This window comes from Mesorhizobium sp. M0048 (assembly GCF_040323405.1).
GTDB lineage: Bacteria > Pseudomonadota > Alphaproteobacteria > Rhizobiales > Rhizobiaceae > Mesorhizobium.
In genome coordinates this window covers 18,766-41,557 of sequence record NZ_JAMYUV010000051.1, presented here as the reverse complement: position 1 = coordinate 41,557, position 22,792 = coordinate 18,766, and the positions used below count along the sequence as shown (strand labels likewise).

The window sequence follows — 22,792 nt, the reverse complement described above, 5'->3', positions numbered from 1 at the left end:
TCCGATGATCTGCTCTTCAGAGAAGCGGCTACGTTTCATGTCCTGGTCCTCTCGATGGGCCAGAACGAACTTCAAACCGGATTAGATCAGAGGGGCAAGGTCACCGCTCGCGCAAATGGGCTGATCACCTGATCACCTGATCACCATACCGTCGCCGAAGAAAATCGGCGTAAATCCAGGTGGCTCTTTCGATACGAGACCTGAGCCCGTCAACAGCGCAGCCTTGGCAAGTTATTGGCTACCCCTGCAGACGGACCATTGGGTCCCATTTCCATCAAGATGCCGCAGCTTTGATGTTCGCCGCACCTTGGGTTCGCACGCATACAAGTTCGGTCTCTATGCTGTTGTCGATTGGCTGCGGCGAAGCTTTGCGCGCGATGCTCCGTTACAGGAAACGGCTTGAACGCTCCCGCGCGGCTTGGGGCCGGCTCGCTTGGGCTGTTCTGTCTGGCGACAGCGGCTGTTTCACGCGAATTTTGCAAAAAAATGAACTGGTGCATTTGAAAAAGGAGCTCGTGCTGTAGGCACCGCAGCTATATCCCTCGATTGGGTGATTAGCCGCTGGCGGTCTCCCGACTGGAACCCCGAACACTTTGCGAATTGTTGGCGGATCCGACAGGACTCTGAGGCATAGCTAAGATCGCTTTAGCTCGCGCCCGAGCATGTTCCCGTCTTCGATCATCTGCGCGGTCATCCCGCATCTTCTATGGCATGGGCTTCAACGGAACCGGCATTGCACAGACGCCCATCGGCGGCCGCGTGCTCGCCAGTCTGGTGCTCAGCGCAAGGACCGGCGGAGCGCCAGCGGTCTTGTCGGCATCGACCGGCGGCTGGCATTGCCTCCAGAGCCGTTCCGCTATCTCGGCGCCAGACTTGTACGCGGCGCAATCCGGCGCAAGAGCGACATCGAGATCCGCAATCGGAACCCGGATGTTCTCACCCGTTTTCTTGCGCAGCTTACGCCGAGGCATCGCAAGCAGTAGTAGTCGTGCCCAGCAGTCCGCCTGGGCTGTCATTCAGCCGAGCCGATCCCGATGGCCGATGTTGTTGTAGGCAAGCGAAGAGACATACGACACGTCAATATCCGTGCATGGCCTCAACCTCGGCATAGACGCGCTGCAATTCAGCTCCAGCCAGACCGTCGCGGCCGGAGATCAGACGGCCTCGCGGTTGCGGTGAACCGCAATTGAATTACGCTCCACCAAGCGGGCCGCCAGCACACGGTGCTCGAAAGGCAAACTGGCCTCCCCTAACCTCCTCAAGAGAAGCTCCGCCGCCGCCGCTCCGATCAATTGTGCTGGCTGCGCGATGGCTGTGATGCCGTGGGCCACGAATTGCATCCAGTCGAGATCGTCGAAGCAAAGCAGCGAAAGGTTTCCCGGGATCGCAAGCTTCAGTGCCGATGTCGCCTCCAGAACGCCTGTCGACATCATGCCATCGGCGGTAAACAGGGCGGACGGCGCATTGCGCATTGTCAGCAGGTCGAGTGCCTCCTTGCGGGCCGCCTCGCTAGAATAGATCGCCACGCGGCGGATCAACTGCGGATCCGGTGTAATGCCCGCAGCGCGATGGGCTTCGAGGTAACCCAATAGCCTTTGCCAGCTTGGATGATGATAGCGAATATCAGCGCTGGAGAGATCGGCGTTTGCCACAAACGAGCCAACATCATCGCGTTGGCCCGGTCCGAGCTCCGCCAGAATTCCGATGCGGCTGTGTCCGGCGCCGATCATCGCCGCGATGCTGCTACGCGTTATGGAAACATTGTCGACCACCACTGTATCGGTTTCCAGGCCCGCGACCATGCGGTCAAACTGCACGACGGGACAGCGGGCTGCGACTGCCTCACGAAGATGATCCGGTTCGTCCACGAAAGTCGACGAGACAACTAAACCGTCGACCTGCTTTTCCAGCAGGAGCTGCACCGCCTCTCGCTCGAGTTCGGCATTTTCGTCACTATTCGTGACGATAACCCCGAAGCCGCCACAGCGCGCGACATCCCCTATTCCGCGCAGGACGCTGGCATAGAAGGGGCTTTCGATGTCGCCGACGACAACTCCGATAGTCTGCGTCTTACCGGTGATCAGGCCTTTGGCCAGGCGATTGGGCCGATAGCCCAGCGCAGCTGCCGCGGCGCGCACCTTCTCCTGAACCTCGGGGCTGCTGTAGCCGTACCCACCAAGGACACGCCCGGCCGTGGCGGAACTCACCCCGGCCCGGCGAGCGACCTCTATGATAGTTGCGTTTTTCGACGATCTTTGAGTCACTCGGCAAACCCCGCCGCCCATGCGCGCGTTGTGACGGGGACCTAGCGGCAGTTAAGCCCGCGCCGCAAGGCCGAACACCGAAGCACCCGCCGTTGCGCACACCATTGCAATCACAGCACCTCTGACAGAAAGCGCCGAAGACGTGGACTCTGCGGATTGTCGAAAAGGTCCTCTGGTCGTCCTGCCTCGACTATCCGCCCCTCGTCCATGAATACGACCTGGTTCGCGACTTTGCGAGCGAAGTTCATCTCGTGTGTAACGACCACCATCGTCATCCCGCCCCGCCCGAGGTCGGCCATCAAATTCAGGACACCTTTGACCAATTCCGGATCGAGGGCACTGGTGACTTCGTCGAACAGCATAACCTCAGGTTCGAGGGCCAAGGCGCGCGCGATGGCCACCCGCTGCTGTTGCCCACCCGAGAGATTAGCCGGCCGATGATCTTTGCGCTCCAGCAGTCCGACTTCATTCAGCCTCGCTAAGGCCGCCCCCTCAGCCTCCTCGCGCGACATGCGTTTAACTTTGCGCAGCGCCAGGGTGATGTTGGCGAGGGCGCTGCGGTCGGGAAACAGATTGAACTGCTGGAAAACCATGCCGACGCGCCGCCGGAGTTGGTCAGGGGTCTGTTTGTAGATGCTTTCGCCATCGAGCAGAATGTCACCGGCTCGACACTCTACGAGGCGGTTGAGGCAACGCAGCAAGGTCGACTTGCCCGAGCCGGACGGCCCGATGAGGCAGGTGACGGTCCCGGGCTGCACTTTCAGACTGACGTCATGGAGCACCTGGACGACGCCGTAGGCCATGTCGATATTCTTGACCTCGATGCCGCCGCCCTTGAAGCGTGTGGGCGCCGCTGCAGGCAACGTCGCTGCGCCCGGCACGATCGCTTCGGCAAGCTCGGCGACTTCCTTGAGGCCGCTCTGCACAGCGGTGATACGTTTGCCGACGCGCATGCGAGCGTCGATGTAATTGACGAGGTGGGTTAGCGGCACCGTGATCACGAGATAGAACACGCCGGCCAGCAACAGTGGTGACAGATTGCCGGTCAGCACGGCCTGGTCCTGGCCGACGCGAAACAGTTCGCGTTCGGAGGCGAGCAGGCCAAGGAAATAGACCAGGCTGGAGTCCTTGACGTTACCGATGAACTGGTTGACCAGTGCAGGCAGGACGCGGCGGATGCCTTGCGGGATCACCACCAGGCGCATGCCTTGGCCGTACGTCATACCGAGAGTGCGCGTTGCGTCGATCTGACCACGCTCGACGCTCTGAATACCGGCGCGAAAAATCTCTCCGATGTAGGCGCCGGCAATCAGGCTGAGTGCCAGAATGCCCAGCGGATAAGGCGATGGACCGAACAGATCTCGGCCCAACCGCGCGAAGCCTTGGCCAATAATCAGGATCGTGACAATGGCGGGAAGCCCGCGGAAGATATCGGTGTAGACTCGGGCAAGGAGTTTCAGCGGCCGGTTTTCGGAAATCCCCATGACAGCGAGGACGATACCGATCAGCGTCCCGAAAAACGTCGAGGCAAGGGCCAGGATCAAAGTGTTCTTGAGGCCGACCATCACCATGTTTGGCAGAACTTCTGCCATCGCCTGGAAATCAAGGAAGCTGCGGGCGAAGGTATCGAACCAGCTCATATCAAGTCCATCTATAACTCGGCCGGGCACCGTTGCTCACGGGCCCGGCCGGAAACGAAAATGAATACGCGCGAATTTACTTCTTGGGCAGATATTGATCGGGCATCGGAGTGCCCGGGAACCACTTCTCATGCAGCCGTTTCCAGGTGCCATCGTCCATGGCCTCGCGCAGCGCCTTATTCAGCGCCTCGCGGAAGGCATCGTTGCCTTTCTTGACCACGAACCCGGCCGGCGCATCGAAGGACGGCACGTTCATTGTTATCTTCAGGTTCTTATAGCGCTCCACATACTGCTTGGCCGACTCATAATCAGTGAAATGGCCATCGATCGTCCCGTTATTCAGCGCCGCCACCGCAGTGTTGTTGTCGGGGAATTTGACAATGTCGCCCTTCAGATTCTTCTCGGCATAGATTTCCTGCAGCGTTCCCTGGATCACGCCGATGCGCTTTCCGGCGGTGCTCTCATTGCTCGTCAGTGCCGGATCCGCCGAAATGATCGACAGGTAGCCGGCGAGATAGCCGTCGCCAAAATCCACGGTCTTCTTGCGCTCCGCGGTCGTGCCGATGGCCGCGACAGCGACGTCGAAGCGGCCGTTGGCCACCGACGGCAGCAGCGCCGAGAATTCCTGGCCGGTGAAAACGACCTGTTCCTCCTTGAACCCGAGCCGGCGCGCCACATCACGGAACAGTTCGGCGTCGAAGCCAGTGAAGTTACCGTTGGCGTCGGTGAAGACATAGGGTTTCGCATCGCCCATGGTTCCGACGCTGATCACCGTCGGGTCGATGAGGTTGTAGGGGTTGTCGGCCGCGTTTGCCTGCGTTGACGAGGCCAACGTGCCAAGTCCTGTCAACAGCGCGATCGTCAGCGCCAGACCGGATTTCACCAGTTGGCGCCTGCTCAAATTCGTGTGCATGTCTTCTCCTCTTACGATTGGCCGAACTCGGCCCTGCGATCCCACTCGACGTCTCATTTAAACGCTCTTAGGTGGCGTTTTGGTCAGATAGGTGAGAACGTTATCATTTTCACTAGCATTGTCCATTTCTCGCGTCAATTGCTTCGGAGAATTTCGCTGCTAGACGGTTTCCAGTCTTGAGCGTGCCTAGCTCCGCGAAGGATCTCCGGCGTCATCTTTCCTAACTCGATTGCTGTCGCGTGGCCGATCGCCCCGTAGTACTGGCAGGTAGCGGCCGCCGCCTCCGCGGCATGGCCGAGAATGTCTTGAGGCGCCTCTTCCTTAAGCAGGCCGAATAGCGTTCTGGCGATGAAGGTGTCGCCCGCGCCCAGGGTGTCGACGGGTTCGACCAGCCGCGCCGGGGTGCTGTAGGAGACGGTGTCGCTGTGAAGCACCGCGCCAGCTCGACCTCGAGTCACCAGAACCCATTTTGAACCACATGCAAGCAGTTCGGATACGATTGCAGCCAATTTATCGTCGTTGAGACCGTCGCCCGAGACGGAGGCCAGATAGCAATAGCGCCCAATCTCGCGCCGGTGTCCCGGCTCCCGCCGTGTAGAAAAATCGTAAGATAACAGGGATTTGCTCGATACCGCGGCAACCCACGGGTCTAACCCGCTGGATTGGCCGATGTGGACGGCCTGAAAGCCCGAGAGAAAATCCAGATCTTCTTGCGTTGGCGTGAACATCGAGACGCCGAGGTCGAAGTCCAGGAAAATCCGATCAGCGTTTCGGTGACCTATGAGGCAGTAGGCAGTCGACCCTTCGAGGCGACGCAATCGGGTGACGTCCACGCGTTCCGACGCCAGTGCAGCGCAGATCAGGTCCCCGGCCCGGTCTTTGCCGATCGCTCCAACATAGGCCGACTGCCCGCCGAAGCGGCTCACATAGACCGAGACATTGAGGCAGTTTCCTCCGGGGAACATCTCGCCGCGAGCAAGATAACAATCGACCACGTTATCACCCATCGCGGCAATCTTGACCATTGCATGACTTTCAGTTTAAAGGATATGAGAACGTTCGCACAATCACCACTATCTGTCAATTGTGCCCCCGGCCAAGCTTGTCAACGAGACGAGGAAGCTCATGATTTCCGCCCTGCCCGCCGACGTGGAACGCGCCCTGACCGCTACGACGGGCAAGCGATTTTCGCACCTATTCCTCGTGGCGTGCGGCGGCTCGCTCTCGATCATGATGGCAGGCAAATACTTCGTCGACCGTCACAGCGGCACATTCGCCTGCGACATCTACAACGCGGATGAGTTCGTCTGCCGAGATCCGCGACGGTTGGGACCTGACACGCTCGTTGTCCTTTGTTCGCAGACAGGAACCACCACGGAGACCGTGCGGGCGGCCAATCACGCAAAACACCGAGGCGCAACGACAATCGGTATGACGCTCGACCAAACATCGCCCCTCGCGCGGGCGGTCGACCACCCGGTAGCCTACCAGGCATCCTACACGACGGGCAAAGCAATCGATGCGGCCTACAGCAATTACGGCGTGCTCTATATGTTGCTCGCTGGCCTGATCGATGCTCGGGAGGATGCCAAGCTAACCGCCGACCTGCTGATGAGCCTGAGCCATCTTCAGCCGGCCATCGAACGTGCGCACCGGATCTATGCCGACCGGTTTCGGGCCTTTGCACCCCGTTTCGCGCCGCGCAAGGGGATCTACACACTTGCCAGCGGTGCCAGCTATGGCGCGGCCTATTCCTACGCCATCTGCGTGTTGATGGAGATGCAATGGTACGACTCGCAGGCCATACACGCCAACGAGTTTTTCCATGGCCCCTTTGAGGTGGTGGACAAGGATGCCGGCTTCGTCGTGATGTTGGGCTTGGACGAAACGAGGCGCCTCACGGAACGCGCCCGCGACTTCCTTGTCAAGTACGGCAGCCGGGAAAACACCCTGGTGCTCGATGGAGCGGAACTCGACCTCAGCGGTATGTCCAATCGCATCAAACCCTATCTCGTGCCCTTGGTCTTCTTCGACACTCTGTGGCGTTTTGCCTACGAGCTGGCCGGTCTGCGCGGCCGGCCGATGCTCGAGGGCCGGCGCTACATGAAGAAGCTAACGGACTACTAGTTCCGCCGCGCTCTGCAGCGATCTAACAACTCCAGCCCGTCTTCTGCGAAGAAGGATTTCTCTATGACTGCATTCCCAAAGCCGCGCCATGTCGTTGTTATCGGCGCGGGCATCTTCGGCATCTCTTCCGCGTTGCACCTCGCTCGTCTTGGCGTTGATGTAACCATTGTCAACGACGGCGCGCCCGCCAATGGCGCATCCAGCCGTTCACTTTCCTGGCTGAACTCAGCACGACGTGCGGACACTGCCTACCACCGCCTGAGGCTTGCAGGCATCGACCGTTATCGGACCCTGGCCGCCACAAGGCCGGAAACGGCGGCCTGGCTTCGCTTTGACGGCGGCCTCACCTGGGATGCGGATGACGAGGCGAACCAGATCGCGTCCATCTGCCAGCTGGAGCAGGATATCGGGTATGACGCGCTTCTGCTCGGCCCTGCCGAAGTCGGCGCAGTGGCGCCCGGCGTCAACGCCAGCGCCATCACCCCGCAGGGTGCCATCTTCAATCCTGGCGAAGGATGGGTTGACCTGCCCTGCCTGATCGATCTGCTGCTCAATGAGTTCCGCTCCCGCGGCGGCAAACTCGTGCAGAACGCTGGACGCGTGCGGATAGATGCCACAGATGGTCGCGCGCGTGGCGTCGTCACTGCCGACGGTATGCCGTTAAAGGCGGATGCGGTGGTCCTTGCCGTTGGGCCAGCGACGCCCGCCATGCTCGCGACGGTCGGAGTTCATGTCCCCGACGCCACCCCGATTTCACTTCTCTTGAAAACCAAGCCGATCAAGACCGAGCTCCGTGCCGTGCTGAATACGCCCCGCGTGGCGGTGCGCCCGACGCCGGATGGCGCACTTGTTTTGGATTCGGCGTGGTCGGAGGAAGAAGTCATGGTCAACTCCGACGGAACCTACACCGTGCACGACAAGACCGTCAAAGGACTGCTCGAGGAGGCTAGTGCGGTGCTCGAGGGCAATCCGCGGCTCCAACTCGCTACCTATGCAGTTGGCCCGAAGCCGATCCCCGGCGATGGCGAGCCAGTGCTTGGCTCCGTCGAGACCGTTGCCGGGCTTCACGTCGCCTTTAGCCACAGCGGCGCCACGCTTGGATTGATCGTCGGCGAATTGCTTGCCAAAGAAATCGCCTCAGGCAATCCGCATCCCATGCTTGCAACGTTCCGCCCTAATCGTTTCAACTGAAAGGGCAATTGGGCAAGGCCGAACCGTCCAGATGGGCCGCGGGCCTGGGGAATCTTGCCCTTACCGAGAGAGGGGTGACAGGATCGCGTGATCAGGTCGTCGTCTTATGGTCAGATGGCCACTCGCGATCCATTGGAGTGCGCTGACCGCGACAAGTTGCAAGCCTCCGCATCTTCGAAAACCAGATAACCGCGCACGATCAGAAGCCCCGTTCCACCAGAACGAACAACTTCACCTTGTTGAGAGACGGCCCGCCTTGCGGTCTGCGAGGGGTCGGCAATGTCCAGGCCTAGTGACTTGACCAAGCATTGACCAAGCGTCAGCATTGCGCCTATTGTTGTGTACAGCGATTGTCGGGCAATCCACACTCAGCTCAACGGCAATGAACACGGCTCGCCGCGAGGGGCCCCGACGTGTACAAGGACAGAAAATGCCCATCACGGTGAAAGTTGGCGAGGCCAAGACGCATCTCTCGGAACTGCTTTCAAGAGTCGAAGCAGGCGAGGAGGTGATTATTTCGCGCGGCAACGATCCCATCGCTAAACTGTCGCGGATTCAACGGCGCGACGATGTCGAAGCCGTGATCGAAGAGATCAGCGCTGCCCGGGCCCGCGCCAAGCCCGTGACGCAGGACGAAATTCGGGCCTGGCGCGATGAAGGGCGCCGCGCTTGATGGCGATCATCGTGTGATGCCTTTCGTTGTCGACCTTTCCATGGCGGCTGCCTGGATTCTTCCTGATGAAGACAGCGAGGCGGCGGCCGCCCTGATGCGACGATTGCCGGGAACAAGGGCGCCTGTCCCTTCTCTGTTCTGGCACGAGGCGCGGAACGTCGTACTGATTGCCGAGCGGTGTGGCCGCATCGCGGCGGGCGAAGCTGCCACCACCATGGCACGGCTGCGCCGATTGCCGCTAGAGGACGCGGGCGGCGGGTCGGACGGCGCGGTGCTGAGCCTAGCGGCTTCGCACGGGCTCAGCGTCTATGACGCCGCCTATCTTGCGCTGGCAATCGAAACCGAGTTGCCCCTGGCCACCCTCGATCGTAAGCTCGCATTTGCCGCGCGCGGCCAGGGAGTCCGAATTCTGGGGCCGCTCGCGAATGGCAACTGACCTCTTCGCTCGACCACCTGCCAATGTTGTTCGACGTGCCAAAGTCTCTCGTTTCCGTGCTGCCCCTGGATCGCCGCAAGTTTCTGGCCGAACTTTGACCGACGACGCCCGCGCCCTGGGAACCTGCCCCATCTGGCTAGGAAGGCATTTTGTGCCCAGAGGCGCTTGACCGCCGGTCGGCCCGGAAAACCGGTTAAAATCCTATTTGCGGAAAGAAACGGGCACAAGCGACCTTGGCAGTTCGATAACGCGCCGATATGCGGGCCAAGGGTGGCTGCAATGCTGGGGGGCCAGATGCTGCTGGCATGCCGCCTCATCACTTCGACGAGGCCGGCGTGGTAAAGCCGACCCATTGGACCATCGGCGACAAAGCAGTCGCGTGGCAGACACAAGCCGCGTCGGGACGATCCACACGTATCCAACTGTCGGCGAGCGCAGCATCGAAACGGCCGGCGCCGGAAAAGCGGCCGGAACAGAAAGAAGCGCGAGCCGGCCAACGACGCTGAGGCGACCTTGGATCGTGGCCGCGGTGTAGAATCCGAGCCGGGCTTTCTGGAGCCCAAGAACAACCGCTTTCGATGAGAGGCGGCATATCGAGACAATCGGGCCTTCGAGCAACGGTCGCGCGTTTGCGCCTGAGCGCAACAGCCTGATGGTGCTGCGCGGCTACGCCTATCTCAACTGCGGGAACAGACACAAAGACCCCGGTGGTCTACCTTGTGGGAATCAGGTGGAGTGCAGACTTCCCGCCCTTCACGGCCGCCGCCGGCAGCTTGCGGTCAAAGCTTGCAAGCTGGCCGCCACGCGCCTTGGCGAGCGCGAGAAGATAGGTGTCGGTGACCTGTGCCGAGGTCAGGATTTTCGCTGCATCTATGTTGCCAGAGCCAACCAGGCTCACATCGTCGGGCCAGAAGCTGTGCCCGTGCAGAGTCCGCAACTTGCTAACGATTTGCGCAACGACGGCGGGCGAGCCGGGACAATTGGGATATCTTTGGTTGCCGACGATGCGCAGGACGCCGTTTTCGGTGATGGGACACGTAGCCCATGCGGCGTTACCGGTCACTTCGAACCAGCCATGCGCGTCGTCATGGGCGACGTGGCCAGGATCGATCAGCGCGACCAGCACATTGACGTCGAGCAGGAACGTCAAGGCAGTTCGTCTCGCAAGGCGTTGACCGTCTCAAGCGTGACAGGAGGTGCGTCCGGCCGAGGCGACAGAAGAGGAATCCCGTTACGCTCGCCGCCGGCTTGAGGCCGGCGCAGCGAGCGCCGTGCGAGATCGGTGATGACCTCGCCGAGGCTGCGATCCTGCTGCTGGGCGATGGCCTTGGCCGCGACCAGGACATCGTCATCGATCGCAAGTGTGGTTCTCATATCGCCCTCCTTGGTGCGCATCAAACATCACGCATCATATAGAATAGCGACGTCGGATACTCAAGCTGTGCGACTTCCGACAGCGGTGCGACTTCGTAGCGTCGTAAGCAGATGAGTTGTCCGGATTCCCTCATACTTTGACTCCCGACAAAGTTGCGCAGGGCCGAAAGGACCGTTATGGCCGCGCTACCTAAGGGACGTGCCTTCCGGAAGCTTATCAGCTCGGGAGACTATCGGCAGAAGCTACGGAGGCTGCAGCAAGGACCGACGCACCCCCCTTTGAGATGCGTCGGAGCAAAGGTCTACGCGTGGCGGATTTCGGTTCCCAGCACCTTCAGGCATTCGCGGATGAACGCAGCAAGCGCCGTCCAACCTTTTGCCGAAACCATCGTCCCATCCACATATGCCTCCGTTGGAGACAGGTCGATATAGGTTCCGCCCGCAAGCGTCACCTCCGGCTCGCATGCCGCCAGTGCACCGACCTTCTTGCCACGCACGACGCCATCTACCGCGATCAGGATCTGCACGCCGTGGCAGATCGTGAAAATCGGCTTCTTGCTTTCGTGGAAGTGACGCACCATCGCCTGCACGCGCTTGTCCGTGCGGATGTATTCGGGCCCACGACCGCCGGCGCAGTAAACAGCGTGGTATTGCTCCAGCTGCTTCTCGGCGTCGGAGAAGGTCTTGTTGATCAGTGCATAGTGACCGAGCTTTTCGGTGTAGGTCTGATCGCCCTCGAAATCGTGCAGCGACGTTTTGATCAGGTCTCCGGCGCTTTTGTCTGGGCACACGACGTGAACAGTGTGGCCCACCGCTTCCATAGCCTGCTGGTAGACAAAGATTTCGTATTCCTCGGTGAATTCACCGGTCAGCATCAGGATCTTTTTGCCTGGCATGGTACTTCCTTTCCTGTGACAACGGGGCCGGGCGAGACCTGTACTCGCCCGGCAGGTTTGAGTTTCTAGAAGGCCGAATCGGGGAAGTAGTCTTCGTTGGCACTGGCCTGCGTGATGATCGTCGATGGCGGGTACGGGGACATCGGGACAGTCTCAGTCGAACGCCAACAACAAACGGTCGCGGGAATGCTCGATATGGCGACGCATCGCCTGCTCGGCAGCAGCAGGATCGGCCGCAGCGAAAGCGGCCAGAATGGCCTCATGCTCGTCAAGCGCCTCCTCGGTGACGCGCGAATGGAACATCAGGCGAAATATGTGGAAGTGGGTATGCTGGTGAGCCAGTGTCTCGCGCACGAGTTCGTTGTTGGCGAATTCCATGACCTTGTCATGGAAAATGGCATCCTGGCGGGCGAAGTTGGAATACCGCAGACGCTCGTCCTTGCCCTCATGGCGCGCCATGACGCCGGCGGATTTCTGAAGTTCTGCGAGCTTTACCTCATCCATGAGCACCGCTGCCTTTGCTGCACCATGAGGCTCTAGCAGCAGGCGAAGCTCGTAGAGTTCGTCGAACCGCCGTTTCGTGATCTGCGGCGCAGCGCGGTAACCGATCAGATGCGTCTTCAGCACCAGGCCTTCGCCCTCGAGCCGGCCGAGCGCCTCGCGGATCGGCGTATGGGAGACGTTGAATTCCTTGACCAGGCTGTCGACCGTGATGCGCGAGCCCGGCGCAATCTTCAGCGACATGAGTTGCGCAAAAATCGCTTCGTAGACGTCCTCAACCAGGCTGCTGGAGCGCTGGATACGCCCGCCGCCGAGGTTCGTATCGTCTGCATTGAGTAAGTTAATGGCCTGCATGTTTTGCCTCTTGACACATTGAGTTGCTAACACGATGCTCGAGCCAATGCAATCCTATATCCTATACGATTTTATAGAGGATATCATGCCGCCGTTACGAGACGAAGCAATGGCGCTAGCGGTGGCCCTGCGGGGAGCAGCGTGCCGCGCCCGCAGCCTTTCCAGACATCGTCATAGGATGCAGGTCATGAGCCTTTTCGCTGCCATAAGGCTGCCGCGCGAAATCCTCTTCGGGAAGGGCCAACGCCACGTCATTCCGGTTGTCGCGGCCAGGCTCGGGCGTCGCGCGCTCGTCTGCACCGATGAACGTTTTGCCGCAACGGGCTCGTTCGCGGAGACTGTCGCGGCGCTGCGAGCCGCCGCGATAGATGTGCTGGTGCATGACCGAGTACTACCCGACGTTCCCCGAGACACGGTTGCCGTCTGCGTCGAGGAGGCGCGGAAGTTCGCGCCCGACATGGTGATCGGCATTGGCGGCGGCAGTTGTCTCGACATGGCCAAATGCGCTGCGTTGCTCATCAGCCACGGCGGTCAGCTCCAGGATTACTACGGCGAGTTCAAGGTGCCCGGTCCAACGCTGCCGTTGATCGCCGTGCCGACGACAGCCGGAACCGGCTCTGAAGTGACCCCGGTTGCCGTGATCTCGGATCCGGATCGCACACTGAAGGTCGGGATCTCCAGCCCTTATCTGATCGCGGCCGCAGCCATATGCGACCCTGAACTTACGATGACATGCCCGCCGGGATTGACGGCTATCGCAGGCGCCGATGCGCTGACGCATGCAATCGAGGCCTTCACCGCCGCCAGGCGCGGAACTGATCCCGGCCTTCCGCAGACACATGTCTTTATCGGCAAAACCGCCTTGACCGATCATTTCGCCCTGCTGGCGATCAAGCTGCTTGGCCGAAGCCTCGAAACGGCATACCGCCGGCCTTCTGACGAGGACGCCCGGGCCGACGTGATGATGGGCGCACTTGCAGCCGGCTGCGCGTTCGGGACGGCCGGCACGGCGGCAGCGCACGCCGTACAATACCCGGTCGGCGCGATAACCCACACCCCTCACGGATTGGGTGTCGCCACCATGTTGCCGTATGTCATGAAGTACAACAGAACAGCCGCAGCGACCGAGATGGCCGAGATCGCCAGCGCGCTCTGCCTCGATGGAAAGGGCCGGACGCCGGACGAGTTGGCCGACGCGACCATTGGCGAGGTCAGTCGCCTGTTTGGGGCAATCGGGATCACCCCCTCGTTGGCCGAGCTAGGGCTGCCCGCCGACAAGCTCGATTGGACGGCGGAACAAGCGATCGGTATCGAGCGCCTCATCAAGAACAACCCACGGCCATTCGATTTGAGGTCCATGCGACGCCTGGTCCAGGCCGCCTTTGATGGCGACCTCGCCAGCTGCGCGGTGTAAACAATCGGGAATATCGAGATGAACACGTTTTCACAGGTTCTGTCGGATGATCAGGGCGTCAGCGACTTCCACACAATTTCGCACGGGCTCTATATTGACGGCCAATGGCGGCAGTCCGCGGATGGCAAGGTAATTCCGGTTATCGATCCCTCGACGGAAGCCATCATCGCTGCCGTACCCGATGCGACCTTGGAGGACGCGGCCGCCGCCGTTGCCGCCGCTGCCAAGGCAGCCCATGGCTGGCGGACAACGTCGCCGCGAAAGCGCTCCGAGATCCTCCGACGCTGCTTTGAACTGATGACGGAACGATCGGAAGCGCTGGCTACTCTCATCGCATTGGAAAATGGCAAGGCCCTGCGGGATGCCAGAGGCGAGATCGCTTACGCCGCGGAGTTTTTCCGTTGGAATGCCGAGGAGGCTGTTCGCATTACCGGTGAATTCGGTACTGCGCCTTCCGGCACCAACCGCATCGTGGTCGACTACGAACCGATCGGCATCTGCGTCCTGATCACGCCCTGGAATTTTCCTGCCGCAATGGCTACGCGCAAGATCGCGCCGGCACTTGCCGCTGGATGCACGGTGATCCTGAAGCCGGCCAGTGAGACCCCGCTTACCGCCTACGCGCTGGCCGCGCTCTATCAGGACGCAGGCGTTCCACCGGGGGTGGTCAACGTCCTGACAACCTCCAGTCCCGGGTCTTTGACAGCCGCCATGCTGGCCGATCCGCGGGTGCGCAAACTCTCCTTCACCGGTTCGACGGGTGTGGGTCGCGCGCTGCTGGCAGAAGCTGCCAGGCATGTGGTTTCGTGTTCCATGGAGCTCGGAGGCAATGCCCCTTTTATCGTGTTCGACGACGCCGATCTCGAAGCGGCGCTCGATGGCGCAATGGTGGCCAAGATGCGCAACGCCGGCGAGGCCTGCACGGCCGCGAACCGCCTCTACGTGCAATCCGGCATCTACGAAGCCTTCTCGGATGGCCTCGAAAAGCGGATGTCGTCGCTCAAGGTCGGCCCCGGCACTGATCCGGACACGGAATGCGGGCCAATGATTACGAAAAAGGCGGTCGAGAAGATAGACCGCCTTGTCATCGACGCGGTCGCACGCGGCGCGCGGGTCTTGTGCGGCGGCTCAGTCCTGGCCGGACGTGGTTTCTTCTACCCTCCGACAGTGCTTCGCGACGTGCCAGGCGAGGCAAAGATGGCGCATGAGGAAATATTCGGGCCGGTGGCGCCAATCTCCAGCTTCGAAACCGAGGCCGAGGTCATCGCGCGCGCCAATGACACTGAATATGGGCTTGCTGCCTACATCTACACGCGCGATCTGGCGCGCGGGATGCGGGTGGCCTCCCGGATCGAGGCCGGGATGATTGCTCTCAACCGCGGGCTGATGTCCGATCCGGCAGCCCCCTTCGGCGGCGTCAAGCAGAGCGGGCTTGGCCGCGAGGGAGGGCAGCATCACGGCATTGCGGAATTCATGGAGGCGAAATACCTCGCCATCAGCATGTGAGCAGAAGAATGCAAGGCGATCCCTTTCGTATACGCGACCACGTCGCGGATTTTGACGAAATCGTGCAGGACTTCATTGATCGCAGCGAAGCCGCCCGCGCCACTATTGCGATGACCGCTGACGTGGCCTACGGACCGGATCCGACCGAAACCATGGACCTGTTCTTTCCCGCGTGCAAAAGAACGGCCCTGCCAGTGCACATCTTTGTCCACGGCGGCTACTGGAGAATGTTCTCCAAGCGCGATTATTCATACATGGCGACGACGATTACCCAGGCCGGGGCTATTGCCGTCATTCTTGATTACGCTCTGATGCCCAAGGTCAGAATGGCGACGATCGTCGACCAGGTGCGCAGCGCCAAGCAGTGGGTCCTGGCCAACATCGCCGATCATGGTGGAAACCCGATGGTCCTGACCGTCAGTGGTCATTCGGCAGGAGCACATCTTGCAACGTTTCTGTTCGAGGGAGAGCATACCCCCTCGAATGTGAGGGCAGCCCTTCTGTTGAGCGGGCTCTACGATTTGAAGCCGCTCCAGGATTCCTTTCTCGCCAACGAGATTGGAATAACCGACGAGGAAGTCGCCACGTTCACACCTCTGGCCTATCGGCATGATCGTCAAACCAGGACGACGGTTCTGGTCGGAGCCAATGAGACGCCACCCTTCCATCAGCAAGCCGATCGATTCAAAGCAAGCTTGCTGCGGCAGGGATCGTTGGTAACGTCGCATGTGCTCCCGAACCGCAACCACATGGACAGTGTAAGAGATCTTGGCGTGCCGGGGACTGAGGCTGCCGATTGCCTGGCAAAACTGATCGCCAAGGCCTGCTGACTAACTCGGGTTCTCGGGGCGGTTTGTTTTGCGCCACTCCTCGTACTCCCCGCGGGCATCGTCATGCAACGGATAGTAGCGTTGCAACGGCCCGCCCTCCATGAGCTTCGCTCGCGAGAACTCCTCCCAATCGTGATGCTTCTGTGATTCTTCGATCACCTTCGGGGCCATTACGACGGGAAGCACCACCACGCCGTCGTCGTCGGCGACGATGATGTCGCCGGGGATCACCGTGACACCGCCGCAGGCAATCGGGACGTTGACGGCATTGGGATAGATGCTGGTCTGCACATGATAGTTTGGCGTCCAGCCGCGCAGCCATAGGGGCAGGTCGAGCTTTTCGACATTGGGTCGGTCGCGCATGCATCCGTCGATGACGATACCCGCCCCGCCCCTGCCCTTGAAATAGGTCGACATCATATCGCCGAAGACGCCCGAGCTCATGTCGCCGCGCGCGTCGACCACGACCACATCGCCCTCCTGCGCGTGATAGAGCACGTGCCGGTGCAGTTGCGTCTCCGGATCGGCATATTCTCCCTCGGTGAAGAGGTCCGGCCGCTGCGGCAGGAACTGCAGCGTCAACGCCGGCCCGACGATCGATTTCCCGTGGTTTTGCGCCACCGGACCGACCATGTGCGGATTGCGGAAGCCCATGTGGCCAAGCGTGCCGGCCACCGTCGCGGCGCCGATCTCCCTTAGCGCGTCGATCAGGTCTTTAGGCGGCCGCATGATGTCGGAAGTATGCGTCATTGTGGACTCCGATTGAATGGAACTACCAGTTCGTAACAGAACCGTCGCGGCGCCTAAGGTGAGGCGCTTCCCAGAAACGCAGACTTTGCGCCTGGACCGCAACTTCGTTGACCTCGACGCCGAGCCCCGGCAGATCGCCGACCGGGTAATCGGTCCCGTCGAGCCGTGGTTGCACGGGGAAGAAGTCGGAATTGTCGAAGCCCAGCTTCGTTTCGGGCGCCCTGGTCTCGAGCCACGCGAAGTTGGGTACCGCTGCAGCGAGATGCACGGTCGCGGCCGTGCACACTGGACCAAGCGGATTGTGCGGCATCAGGTCCACATAATGCGCCTCGCTCCAGCCAGCGATTTTCATCGCCTCGGTGAGCCCGCCGACATTGCAGACATCGATCCGGTTGAACTGATGGATGCCGCGCTCGATGTAGGGCAGGAACTGCCACTTGCTGGCAAATTCCTCGCCGATGGCAAAGGGGATGTCGGTCATCGTGCGCAGTGATTCATAGGCCTCCGGCGTCTCGGCCCGTATCGGCTCCTCGAGGAAATCAAGCACGCCGCGGCCGAGCTTGTTGCAGAAGCTCGCCGCCTCTGCCACCGACAGCCGATGATGATAGTCGAGACCGAGGACCACGTCGCCGCCCAGCGCCTCGCGCGCCTTGTTCAGCATACTCGCGGTAGCGCCGATGGACTCGCGCGGCTCGAAGATGTCCTTGCTGTTTTGCCCGAAAGGGAAGAAGCGGATTGCCTGCCACCCCTGTGCGCGAAGCTCGCGCGCCCGTTCGATGGCAACATCGCCTTCGGCCTCGTCGCCGGTCGAGGCGAAGGTGGGGATGCGGTCGCGCTGCTTGCCGCCCAGCAGCTCATAGACCGGCACGCCCAGCGCCTTGCCCTTGATGTCGTGAAGGGCGATGTCGATGGCGGAAATCGCCGCCTGAAGGACTCGCCCGCCTTCGAAGTACTGGCTGCGGTAAACCTCCTGCCAGATCCGCCCGATCTGCATCGGGTCGCGGCCGATGAGAAACTCGCGATAGTGCTCGACCGCGCCGGCCACGGCCCTCTCGCGACCGCTCAAGCCGCTCTCGCCCCAGCCGAAGATGCCTTGGTCGGTCTCGATCTTGACGAGCATCTGATTGCGGGTTCCTACCCACACCGGATAGGGCTTGATCGCGGTGATCTTAAGCTTCTCAGTCATCCACGCCCACGTTTCACGCGCATTCGCCCTATCTCAGTTGGCCTTGAGGGCCATTTCAGTTTCGCCGTCGAACAGATGCATCCGCTCCTGGTCGAACTCGAGCCAGATCTGCTCGTCGGGCGCGACGGCAATGTTCGGCGGCACGCTGACGTTGACGATGGCGCCGGACAGGAACGCCTGAACGAAGGTGACGTCGCCGGTCGGCTCCACCGTATAGGCCTTGGCAGGGACGCTGCCTGGTACCGCACTCTTGTGGAGCTTGATCGTCGAGTGACGTGCGCCGAGCACGACTTTCCGGGTCGTCGCTTTCGCCACCTTCTGGGCATTGCGCGCTGAGAGCTCAAGGCGCCAGCCCTCGGCGCCGGTCAACACCGTGTTGCCGTTTGCCATCGAGGCCTCTAGCGGAATAAGGCTCATCGCCGGGCTGCCGATGAAGCTGGCCACGAACATGTTCACCGGATGGGCAAAGACCTGCGCCGGTGAATCGTATTGCTGCAGGTAGCCGCCATTCATCACCGCCATCTTGTCAGCCATGGTCACGGCTTCGAGCTGGTCGTGCGTCACATAGATGATCGTCGCCTTGAGGTCCTGGTGGAAACGCTTGATCTCCGACCGCATCTGCACGCGCAGTTTGGCATCGAGGTTAGACAGTGGCTCGTCCATGAGGAACACGGCGGGGTCGCGAACGAGGGCACGGCCAAGGGCCACACGCTGCTGCTGTCCGCCCGAAAGTTCGCGCGGCTTGCGCTCGAGCAGATGCGTCATGTCGAGCACTCGCGCCGCTTCCTTGACCTTCTTGTCGATCTCGTCCCTGGGGAGTTTGCGCATTTGAAGCGGGAACGCCAGGTTCTTGTAGACCGATTTCTGCGGGTAGAGCGCGTAGTTCTGGAACACCATTGCGATGTCCCGGTCCTTGGGGTCGAGGTCGTTGACCACCCGCTCGCCGATGATGATGTCGCCCGATGAGATCGGGGTCAGCCCGGCGACGAGATTGAGCGTGGTTGTCTTGCCGCAGCCTGAAGGGCCGACGAGCGCAACGAACTCGCCGTCATTGACCGTCAGTGAGACGTGGTTGACAGCTTTGAAGCTGCCATAGCTCTTGACGAGATCTTGGAGGACCACGTGGGCCATCGGCAACTCCCTAGTGCTTGACCGCGCCTTCTGTAAGGGCGCGTACAAAGTATCGTTGCAGGACCAGGAACAGCACCACGACGGGCACGCTCATCATGAAGCTCGCCGCCATCAGGCCCGGAAAGTCCGTCGTATTTTCCGAGAAGAAGCGTTGGATGCCGACCGGCAGCGTCAACTGCTCGTTCTTGGAGAGGAAGGTGTAGGCGTAGATGTACTCGTTCCACGCGCCGATGAAGGAATAGATTGCGGTGGCGATAATCCCCGGCGTCGAGAGCGGCATCACGATCATGATGAAGGCCTGGAACCGTGTGGCGCCATCAATGCGCGCCGCCTGCTCAAGCTGCACCGGGATGTTGTCGTAAAAGCCCTTGAGCAGCCAGATCGCCAGCGGCAGGCCGAAGGTGAGATAGGTGAGGATCAGCGAGCCGTGCGTGTTTATCAGACCGATGGCGCGCATCAGGATGAAGAGTGGCACGAGAAAGATCACCGCCGGGAACATATTGCGCAGCAGCACGGCAAAGAACAGGAAATTCCGGCCGGGGAAACTGAAGCGCGAAAACGCGTAGGCCGCAGGGACAGCCACGATCACCGAAAGAATTGTCGTGACGGTCGACACGAAAAGGCTGTTCCAGAAGAAGCGGAGGAAGTCCTGGCCGACGCTGTTCTGCGGATCGAGCAGTTTCTGGTAGCTGGCGAGGGTAGGTTCGTCCGGCCACCATTGCGGCGGGAATTGTGTCGCCGCGAATCCGGACTTGATCGAGGTGATCAGCATCCAGATCATCGGCAACGCGGTATAAAGCAGCATGAACACGAGGAATATGCGCCCGGCCCACCGCCATCCGTCGACGCGCATGCGGCGACGGGCCTGGGCTCGAGGGGCTGTCTCGGCAATCGTGCTCATGCGCTCCCCTCTTTCCGCTCGTTGCCGCTTAACGCACGGACGTAGAAGTAGCCCAGCGTCATCAGTGTGAGGAACAGGAGCACCGAATAGGCCGATGCCACGCCCCAGCGCTGCCGTCCGAAGGCGAGCTCATAAATATGGGTTATCCAGATATGCGATGCATTCGACGGCCCGCCGCCGGTCATGATCCAGGGGATGATGAAGGAATTGAAGTTGGCCACCGCGAGCAGCAGCATCGTCACCACCGAGACGTTGCGCAAGTGCGGGAAGGTGACGTGCCAAAAGCGCTGCCATGCATTGGCACCGTCGACTTTTGCGGCGCGCAGCAACTGGTCGGGGACTGTCTGCAGGCCGGCCATCATCATGATCATGGCGAACGGAAACTCGCGCCAGATATTGACGACGATCAGGGAGGGCAGCACCGTGCTGACATTGTCGATGAAATTCGGCGGCTGGTCGGCCAATCCGAGGCCAACCAGCACCGCGCCGATGATTCCGAAGTCCGAATGGTAGATCCACTTCCAGATGTAGGAGGCGGCGACGGCACTGATGACCCAAGGGATGATCAGGACAGCGCGCAAGACGCCACGGCCGATGAAGTCGCGGTGGAGCGCCAGCGCTGTGGCAAACCCCAGAACAAAGGAGATGAAAGTTGACCCCAGTGTCCAGATCAAAGTGTTCCAGGTGACTTTCCAGAACACCTGACTGGTGAGGATGGTCGTGTAGTTGTCGAAGCCGATGAAGGTCTTATCGCGGAGCTGCAGGCCAGGCGGTGTCTTAAAGAACGACAGCTCGACCGTGTAGTAGATCGGATAGGCGATGACGATGAGCATCACCGCGATCGCCGGGAGCACGTACGCGTAGTCCGCGCGATGCTGCCAGATCTTCCGCAGCGCGCCGGCGGTACCGGGTTGCAATCTTCGGCGAGCCTCGGCCTTGCCGGTCACGATCGTCACTTGTGGCGTGCCCTTATTCTTCGGAACGAACCGGCTGGACCATCGGCCCAGCCGGTCAGGTCTGGGCTAGAGTCCGCCCATCAGCTCTCTCACCCTCTTGGCTGCGTCGTCCGCTGCCTGGTCGACGGTCATCGCTCCGGTCAGGGCGTTCTGCAGCATGTCCGGGATGATGATGTTCATGATCTCGGGGGCCTGCGGCAGCGCTGGGAACGGGATGCCGTATGGCAGCATCGACGTCGTGACATCGAGGAACTTGATGTTGTCCAGACGTTCCTTCATCCACTTGGTCTTGAAGCCGTTGAGGTTGCCCGGATTCGAGCCGGCGTAGGCCATTTTCAGCGACCATTCGGGGCTCGTCCACATGCAGATGATGGCCTTTGCAGCCGGCTCGTCCACCTTGCCGCCCTCGACATATTCGGGCTTCAGGATGTGAATGTTCGAGCCGCCGAACACGACGGCGCGCTTGCCGTCGGGGCCGGTCGGGATCAGGCCGTAGCGCATGTTGTCGATGACCGTCTGCGCCTTGTCCTTGTCGGTGCCCGTCGCCTTTTTCTGCAGGTCGAGCATCACGTTGTAATCGGACGGGTGCGAGATCATCATACCGAGCTGGCCGGCGACGAACAGGGGCTGATTATCGGCCTGCTGGTTGGTGAGTGCCGAAACCGGAACCGACTTGTCGCGAACATACATGTCGTAGGAGGCTTGCAGCGCTGCCTTGCTTTGCGGGCTATCGAGCTGGACCTGCTCATAGGTTGGATTCGGCGTCGCTTCGTCGAAGACGCCGCCGCCATAGGCCCATAGCTGTGGCATGAAGCGGTACGGCGTATTGCCGGCATTCTTGCGAGCCACGAGGCCATATCCGGCAAGGCCGAGCTTATCGTGGATCTGCTTGGAATACTTGACCACGTCGTCCCACGTTGCCGGCGGATTGTTCGGATCGAGGCCGGCACGCTTGAAGATGTCGGCGTTCCAGATGAACGCCATCGTCTCATTGTTGGTCGGAATGCCGTAAGTCACGCCCTCCCAGGTCACGGCCTTCATGGCGCCGGGCCAGAAATCCTCGGTCGAATACCCCACGTCCTCTGGCTTGAGCGGCTGCAGATACCCCTTTGAGGCGAACTCGGTGCCACCCAGGATTTGCAGGCGGACCGCCATCGGCGCGGCATTGCCCAGGAGCGCGGTGCGGAACTTGTCGAGAAGATCGTTATAGGTGAGGGCTTGTTCCTCGAGCTGGATGTTCGGATAGGTTTTGCGGAAGGTCTCGAAGAAATCCTTGTAGTACTGGCGCAGGAGGTCGGGGTCGCCCTCGAACACGCCCTGATACCAGAAAGTCAGTCGCCCCTTGTAATCGAGGGGGGGTGACCTTGGCGCAATCGGCCGCCGTGTCAAAATCCTGTGTGCCCGCAATCGAGCGCACATATTCCGGCGACCACTTGCTCAGGTCGACCGGCGGTGCACCCAGCGCCGATGTAGACGTCAGGGATGCGATCAAAGCAGTGGCGACAGTGCCGCGCAGGACGGCACTGCCGAGGGCAATTCTCGTCATAGGTATCCTCCCTGGTTCTCCCATGCCGCCCTAAAGCGGTCCTTGCTCGTTTCGATCGCGAGGATGCTTCTTTCAGATCAGTGTATCCGCTCGATCGCTTGGTACGTTTTCAGATCATGGATTGCCTGTCAACGCGCAGAATCGTACATTGTTTGCGAAAGCCGTGTGTGATATCGGGCAAGGTATGTATTAAAATGGGGAGC

20 protein-coding genes and 1 pseudogene are annotated in these 22,792 nt (G+C 60.7%); 7 read left to right on the top strand and 14 right to left on the bottom strand.

The window, feature by feature from the left end; all coding sequences use genetic code 11:
• Window positions 1-1,154: 1,154 nt before the first annotated feature.
• The 4 genes from NKJ84_RS27700 to NKJ84_RS27685 form a co-directional block, all read right to left on the bottom strand.
• Window positions 1,155-2,285 carry a LacI family DNA-binding transcriptional regulator gene (locus NKJ84_RS27700; protein ID WP_352509066.1) on the bottom strand — a complete coding sequence of 377 codons (1,131 nt, stop codon included), beginning with the start codon at window positions 2,283-2,285 and terminating at the stop codon, window positions 1,155-1,157.
• Window positions 2,286-2,374: 89 nt separating this feature from the next.
• Window positions 2,375-3,904: an amino acid ABC transporter permease/ATP-binding protein gene (locus NKJ84_RS27695; protein WP_352509065.1), complete on the bottom strand. Its 1,530-nt coding sequence runs from the start codon at window positions 3,902-3,904 to the stop codon at window positions 2,375-2,377.
• A 76-nt stretch (window positions 3,905-3,980) separates the two neighbouring features.
• Window positions 3,981-4,817: an ABC transporter substrate-binding protein gene (locus NKJ84_RS27690; RefSeq protein ID WP_352509064.1), complete on the bottom strand. Its 837-nt coding sequence runs from the start codon at window positions 4,815-4,817 to the stop codon at window positions 3,981-3,983.
• Between the two features lie 134 nt (window positions 4,818-4,951).
• Complete coding sequence (locus tag NKJ84_RS27685) at window positions 4,952-5,842, bottom strand: PfkB family carbohydrate kinase (protein ID WP_352509063.1); 891 nt, start codon at window positions 5,840-5,842, stop codon at window positions 4,952-4,954.
• A gap of 100 nt (window positions 5,843-5,942) precedes the next feature.
• Between NKJ84_RS27685 and NKJ84_RS27680 the strand changes: the two genes are divergently transcribed.
• The 4 genes from NKJ84_RS27680 to NKJ84_RS27665 all read left to right on the top strand — a co-directional run bounded on the left by NKJ84_RS27680 (window position 5,943) and on the right by NKJ84_RS27665 (window position 9,244).
• The gene (locus NKJ84_RS27680) at window positions 5,943-6,944 is read left to right on the top strand and encodes an SIS domain-containing protein (RefSeq protein WP_352509062.1); all 1,002 of its coding nucleotides are present in this window, start codon (window positions 5,943-5,945) and stop codon (window positions 6,942-6,944) included.
• A gap of 63 nt (window positions 6,945-7,007) precedes the next feature.
• Window positions 7,008-8,135, top strand: a complete 1,128-nt coding sequence (locus tag NKJ84_RS27675) for an NAD(P)/FAD-dependent oxidoreductase (RefSeq protein WP_352509061.1) — start codon at window positions 7,008-7,010, stop codon at window positions 8,133-8,135.
• 430 nt (window positions 8,136-8,565) lie between these two features.
• Window positions 8,566-8,808 (top strand): type II toxin-antitoxin system Phd/YefM family antitoxin, encoded by a 243-nt coding sequence (locus NKJ84_RS27670; protein WP_352509060.1) that lies wholly within the window; start codon window positions 8,566-8,568, stop codon window positions 8,806-8,808.
• Window positions 8,789-9,244 (top strand): type II toxin-antitoxin system VapC family toxin, encoded by a 456-nt coding sequence (locus NKJ84_RS27665; RefSeq protein ID WP_352509059.1) that lies wholly within the window; start codon window positions 8,789-8,791, stop codon window positions 9,242-9,244. Before NKJ84_RS27670 ends, NKJ84_RS27665 begins: the two co-directional genes overlap by 20 nt.
• 712 nt (window positions 9,245-9,956) lie before the next feature.
• Here NKJ84_RS27665 and NKJ84_RS27660 read toward each other — a convergent pair.
• From NKJ84_RS27660 to NKJ84_RS27645, 4 genes are all read right to left on the bottom strand, one after another.
• Window positions 9,957-10,394 carry a TA system VapC family ribonuclease toxin gene (locus NKJ84_RS27660; RefSeq protein ID WP_352509058.1) on the bottom strand — a complete coding sequence of 146 codons (438 nt, stop codon included), beginning with the start codon at window positions 10,392-10,394 and terminating at the stop codon, window positions 9,957-9,959.
• On the bottom strand, window positions 10,391-10,618 hold the full coding sequence (locus tag NKJ84_RS27655; RefSeq protein WP_352479447.1) for a CopG family transcriptional regulator: 228 nt from the start codon (window positions 10,616-10,618) through the stop codon (window positions 10,391-10,393). Before NKJ84_RS27655 ends, NKJ84_RS27660 begins: the two co-directional genes overlap by 4 nt.
• A gap of 302 nt (window positions 10,619-10,920) precedes the next feature.
• Window positions 10,921-11,514 carry a DJ-1/PfpI family protein gene (locus NKJ84_RS27650; RefSeq protein ID WP_254819857.1) on the bottom strand — a complete coding sequence of 198 codons (594 nt, stop codon included), beginning with the start codon at window positions 11,512-11,514 and terminating at the stop codon, window positions 10,921-10,923.
• 153 nt (window positions 11,515-11,667) lie between these two features.
• Complete coding sequence (locus NKJ84_RS27645) at window positions 11,668-12,369, bottom strand: GntR family transcriptional regulator (protein ID WP_352509057.1); 702 nt, start codon at window positions 12,367-12,369, stop codon at window positions 11,668-11,670.
• A gap of 187 nt (window positions 12,370-12,556) precedes the next feature.
• Here NKJ84_RS27645 and NKJ84_RS27640 point away from each other — a divergent pair, with 187 nt between their 5' ends.
• Genes NKJ84_RS27640 through NKJ84_RS27630 form a run of 3 tightly spaced genes read left to right on the top strand, consistent with a single transcriptional unit; the run spans window position 12,557 to window position 16,119 of the window.
• Complete coding sequence (locus NKJ84_RS27640; protein ID WP_352509056.1) at window positions 12,557-13,783, top strand: iron-containing alcohol dehydrogenase; 1,227 nt, start codon at window positions 12,557-12,559, stop codon at window positions 13,781-13,783.
• 18 nt (window positions 13,784-13,801) lie between these two features.
• On the top strand, window positions 13,802-15,289 hold the full coding sequence (locus NKJ84_RS27635) for an NAD-dependent succinate-semialdehyde dehydrogenase (protein WP_352509055.1): 1,488 nt from the start codon (window positions 13,802-13,804) through the stop codon (window positions 15,287-15,289).
• Window positions 15,290-15,297: 8 nt separating this feature from the next.
• Window positions 15,298-16,119 carry an alpha/beta hydrolase gene (locus NKJ84_RS27630; RefSeq protein ID WP_352509054.1) on the top strand — a complete coding sequence of 274 codons (822 nt, stop codon included), beginning with the start codon at window positions 15,298-15,300 and terminating at the stop codon, window positions 16,117-16,119.
• Here NKJ84_RS27630 and NKJ84_RS27625 read toward each other — a convergent pair whose 3' ends face one another.
• From NKJ84_RS27625 to NKJ84_RS27600, 6 genes and pseudogenes are all read right to left on the bottom strand, one after another.
• Entirely contained in the window at window positions 16,120-16,869 is a 750-nt protein-coding gene (locus tag NKJ84_RS27625) for a ribonuclease activity regulator RraA (RefSeq protein ID WP_352509053.1), read from the bottom strand. It lies immediately after the preceding gene.
• Window positions 16,870-16,891: 22 nt separating this feature from the next.
• Window positions 16,892-18,055: a mandelate racemase/muconate lactonizing enzyme family protein gene (locus NKJ84_RS27620; RefSeq protein WP_352509052.1), complete on the bottom strand. Its 1,164-nt coding sequence runs from the start codon at window positions 18,053-18,055 to the stop codon at window positions 16,892-16,894.
• A 33-nt stretch (window positions 18,056-18,088) separates the two neighbouring features.
• A complete protein-coding gene (locus tag NKJ84_RS27615) occupies window positions 18,089-19,186 on the bottom strand; it encodes an ABC transporter ATP-binding protein (protein WP_352509051.1) in 1,098 nt (365 codons plus the stop codon).
• A gap of 10 nt (window positions 19,187-19,196) precedes the next feature.
• Entirely contained in the window at window positions 19,197-20,087 is an 891-nt protein-coding gene (locus NKJ84_RS27610; protein WP_352509050.1) for a carbohydrate ABC transporter permease, read from the bottom strand.
• Window positions 20,084-21,043 (bottom strand): carbohydrate ABC transporter permease, encoded by a 960-nt coding sequence (locus NKJ84_RS27605; protein ID WP_352509049.1) that lies wholly within the window; start codon window positions 21,041-21,043, stop codon window positions 20,084-20,086. The genes NKJ84_RS27610 and NKJ84_RS27605 overlap by 4 nt, the downstream gene beginning before the upstream one ends.
• A 66-nt stretch (window positions 21,044-21,109) precedes the next feature.
• Window positions 21,110-22,589, bottom strand: a pseudogene (locus NKJ84_RS27600) (ABC transporter substrate-binding protein).
• Window positions 22,590-22,792: the final 203 nt, after the last annotated feature.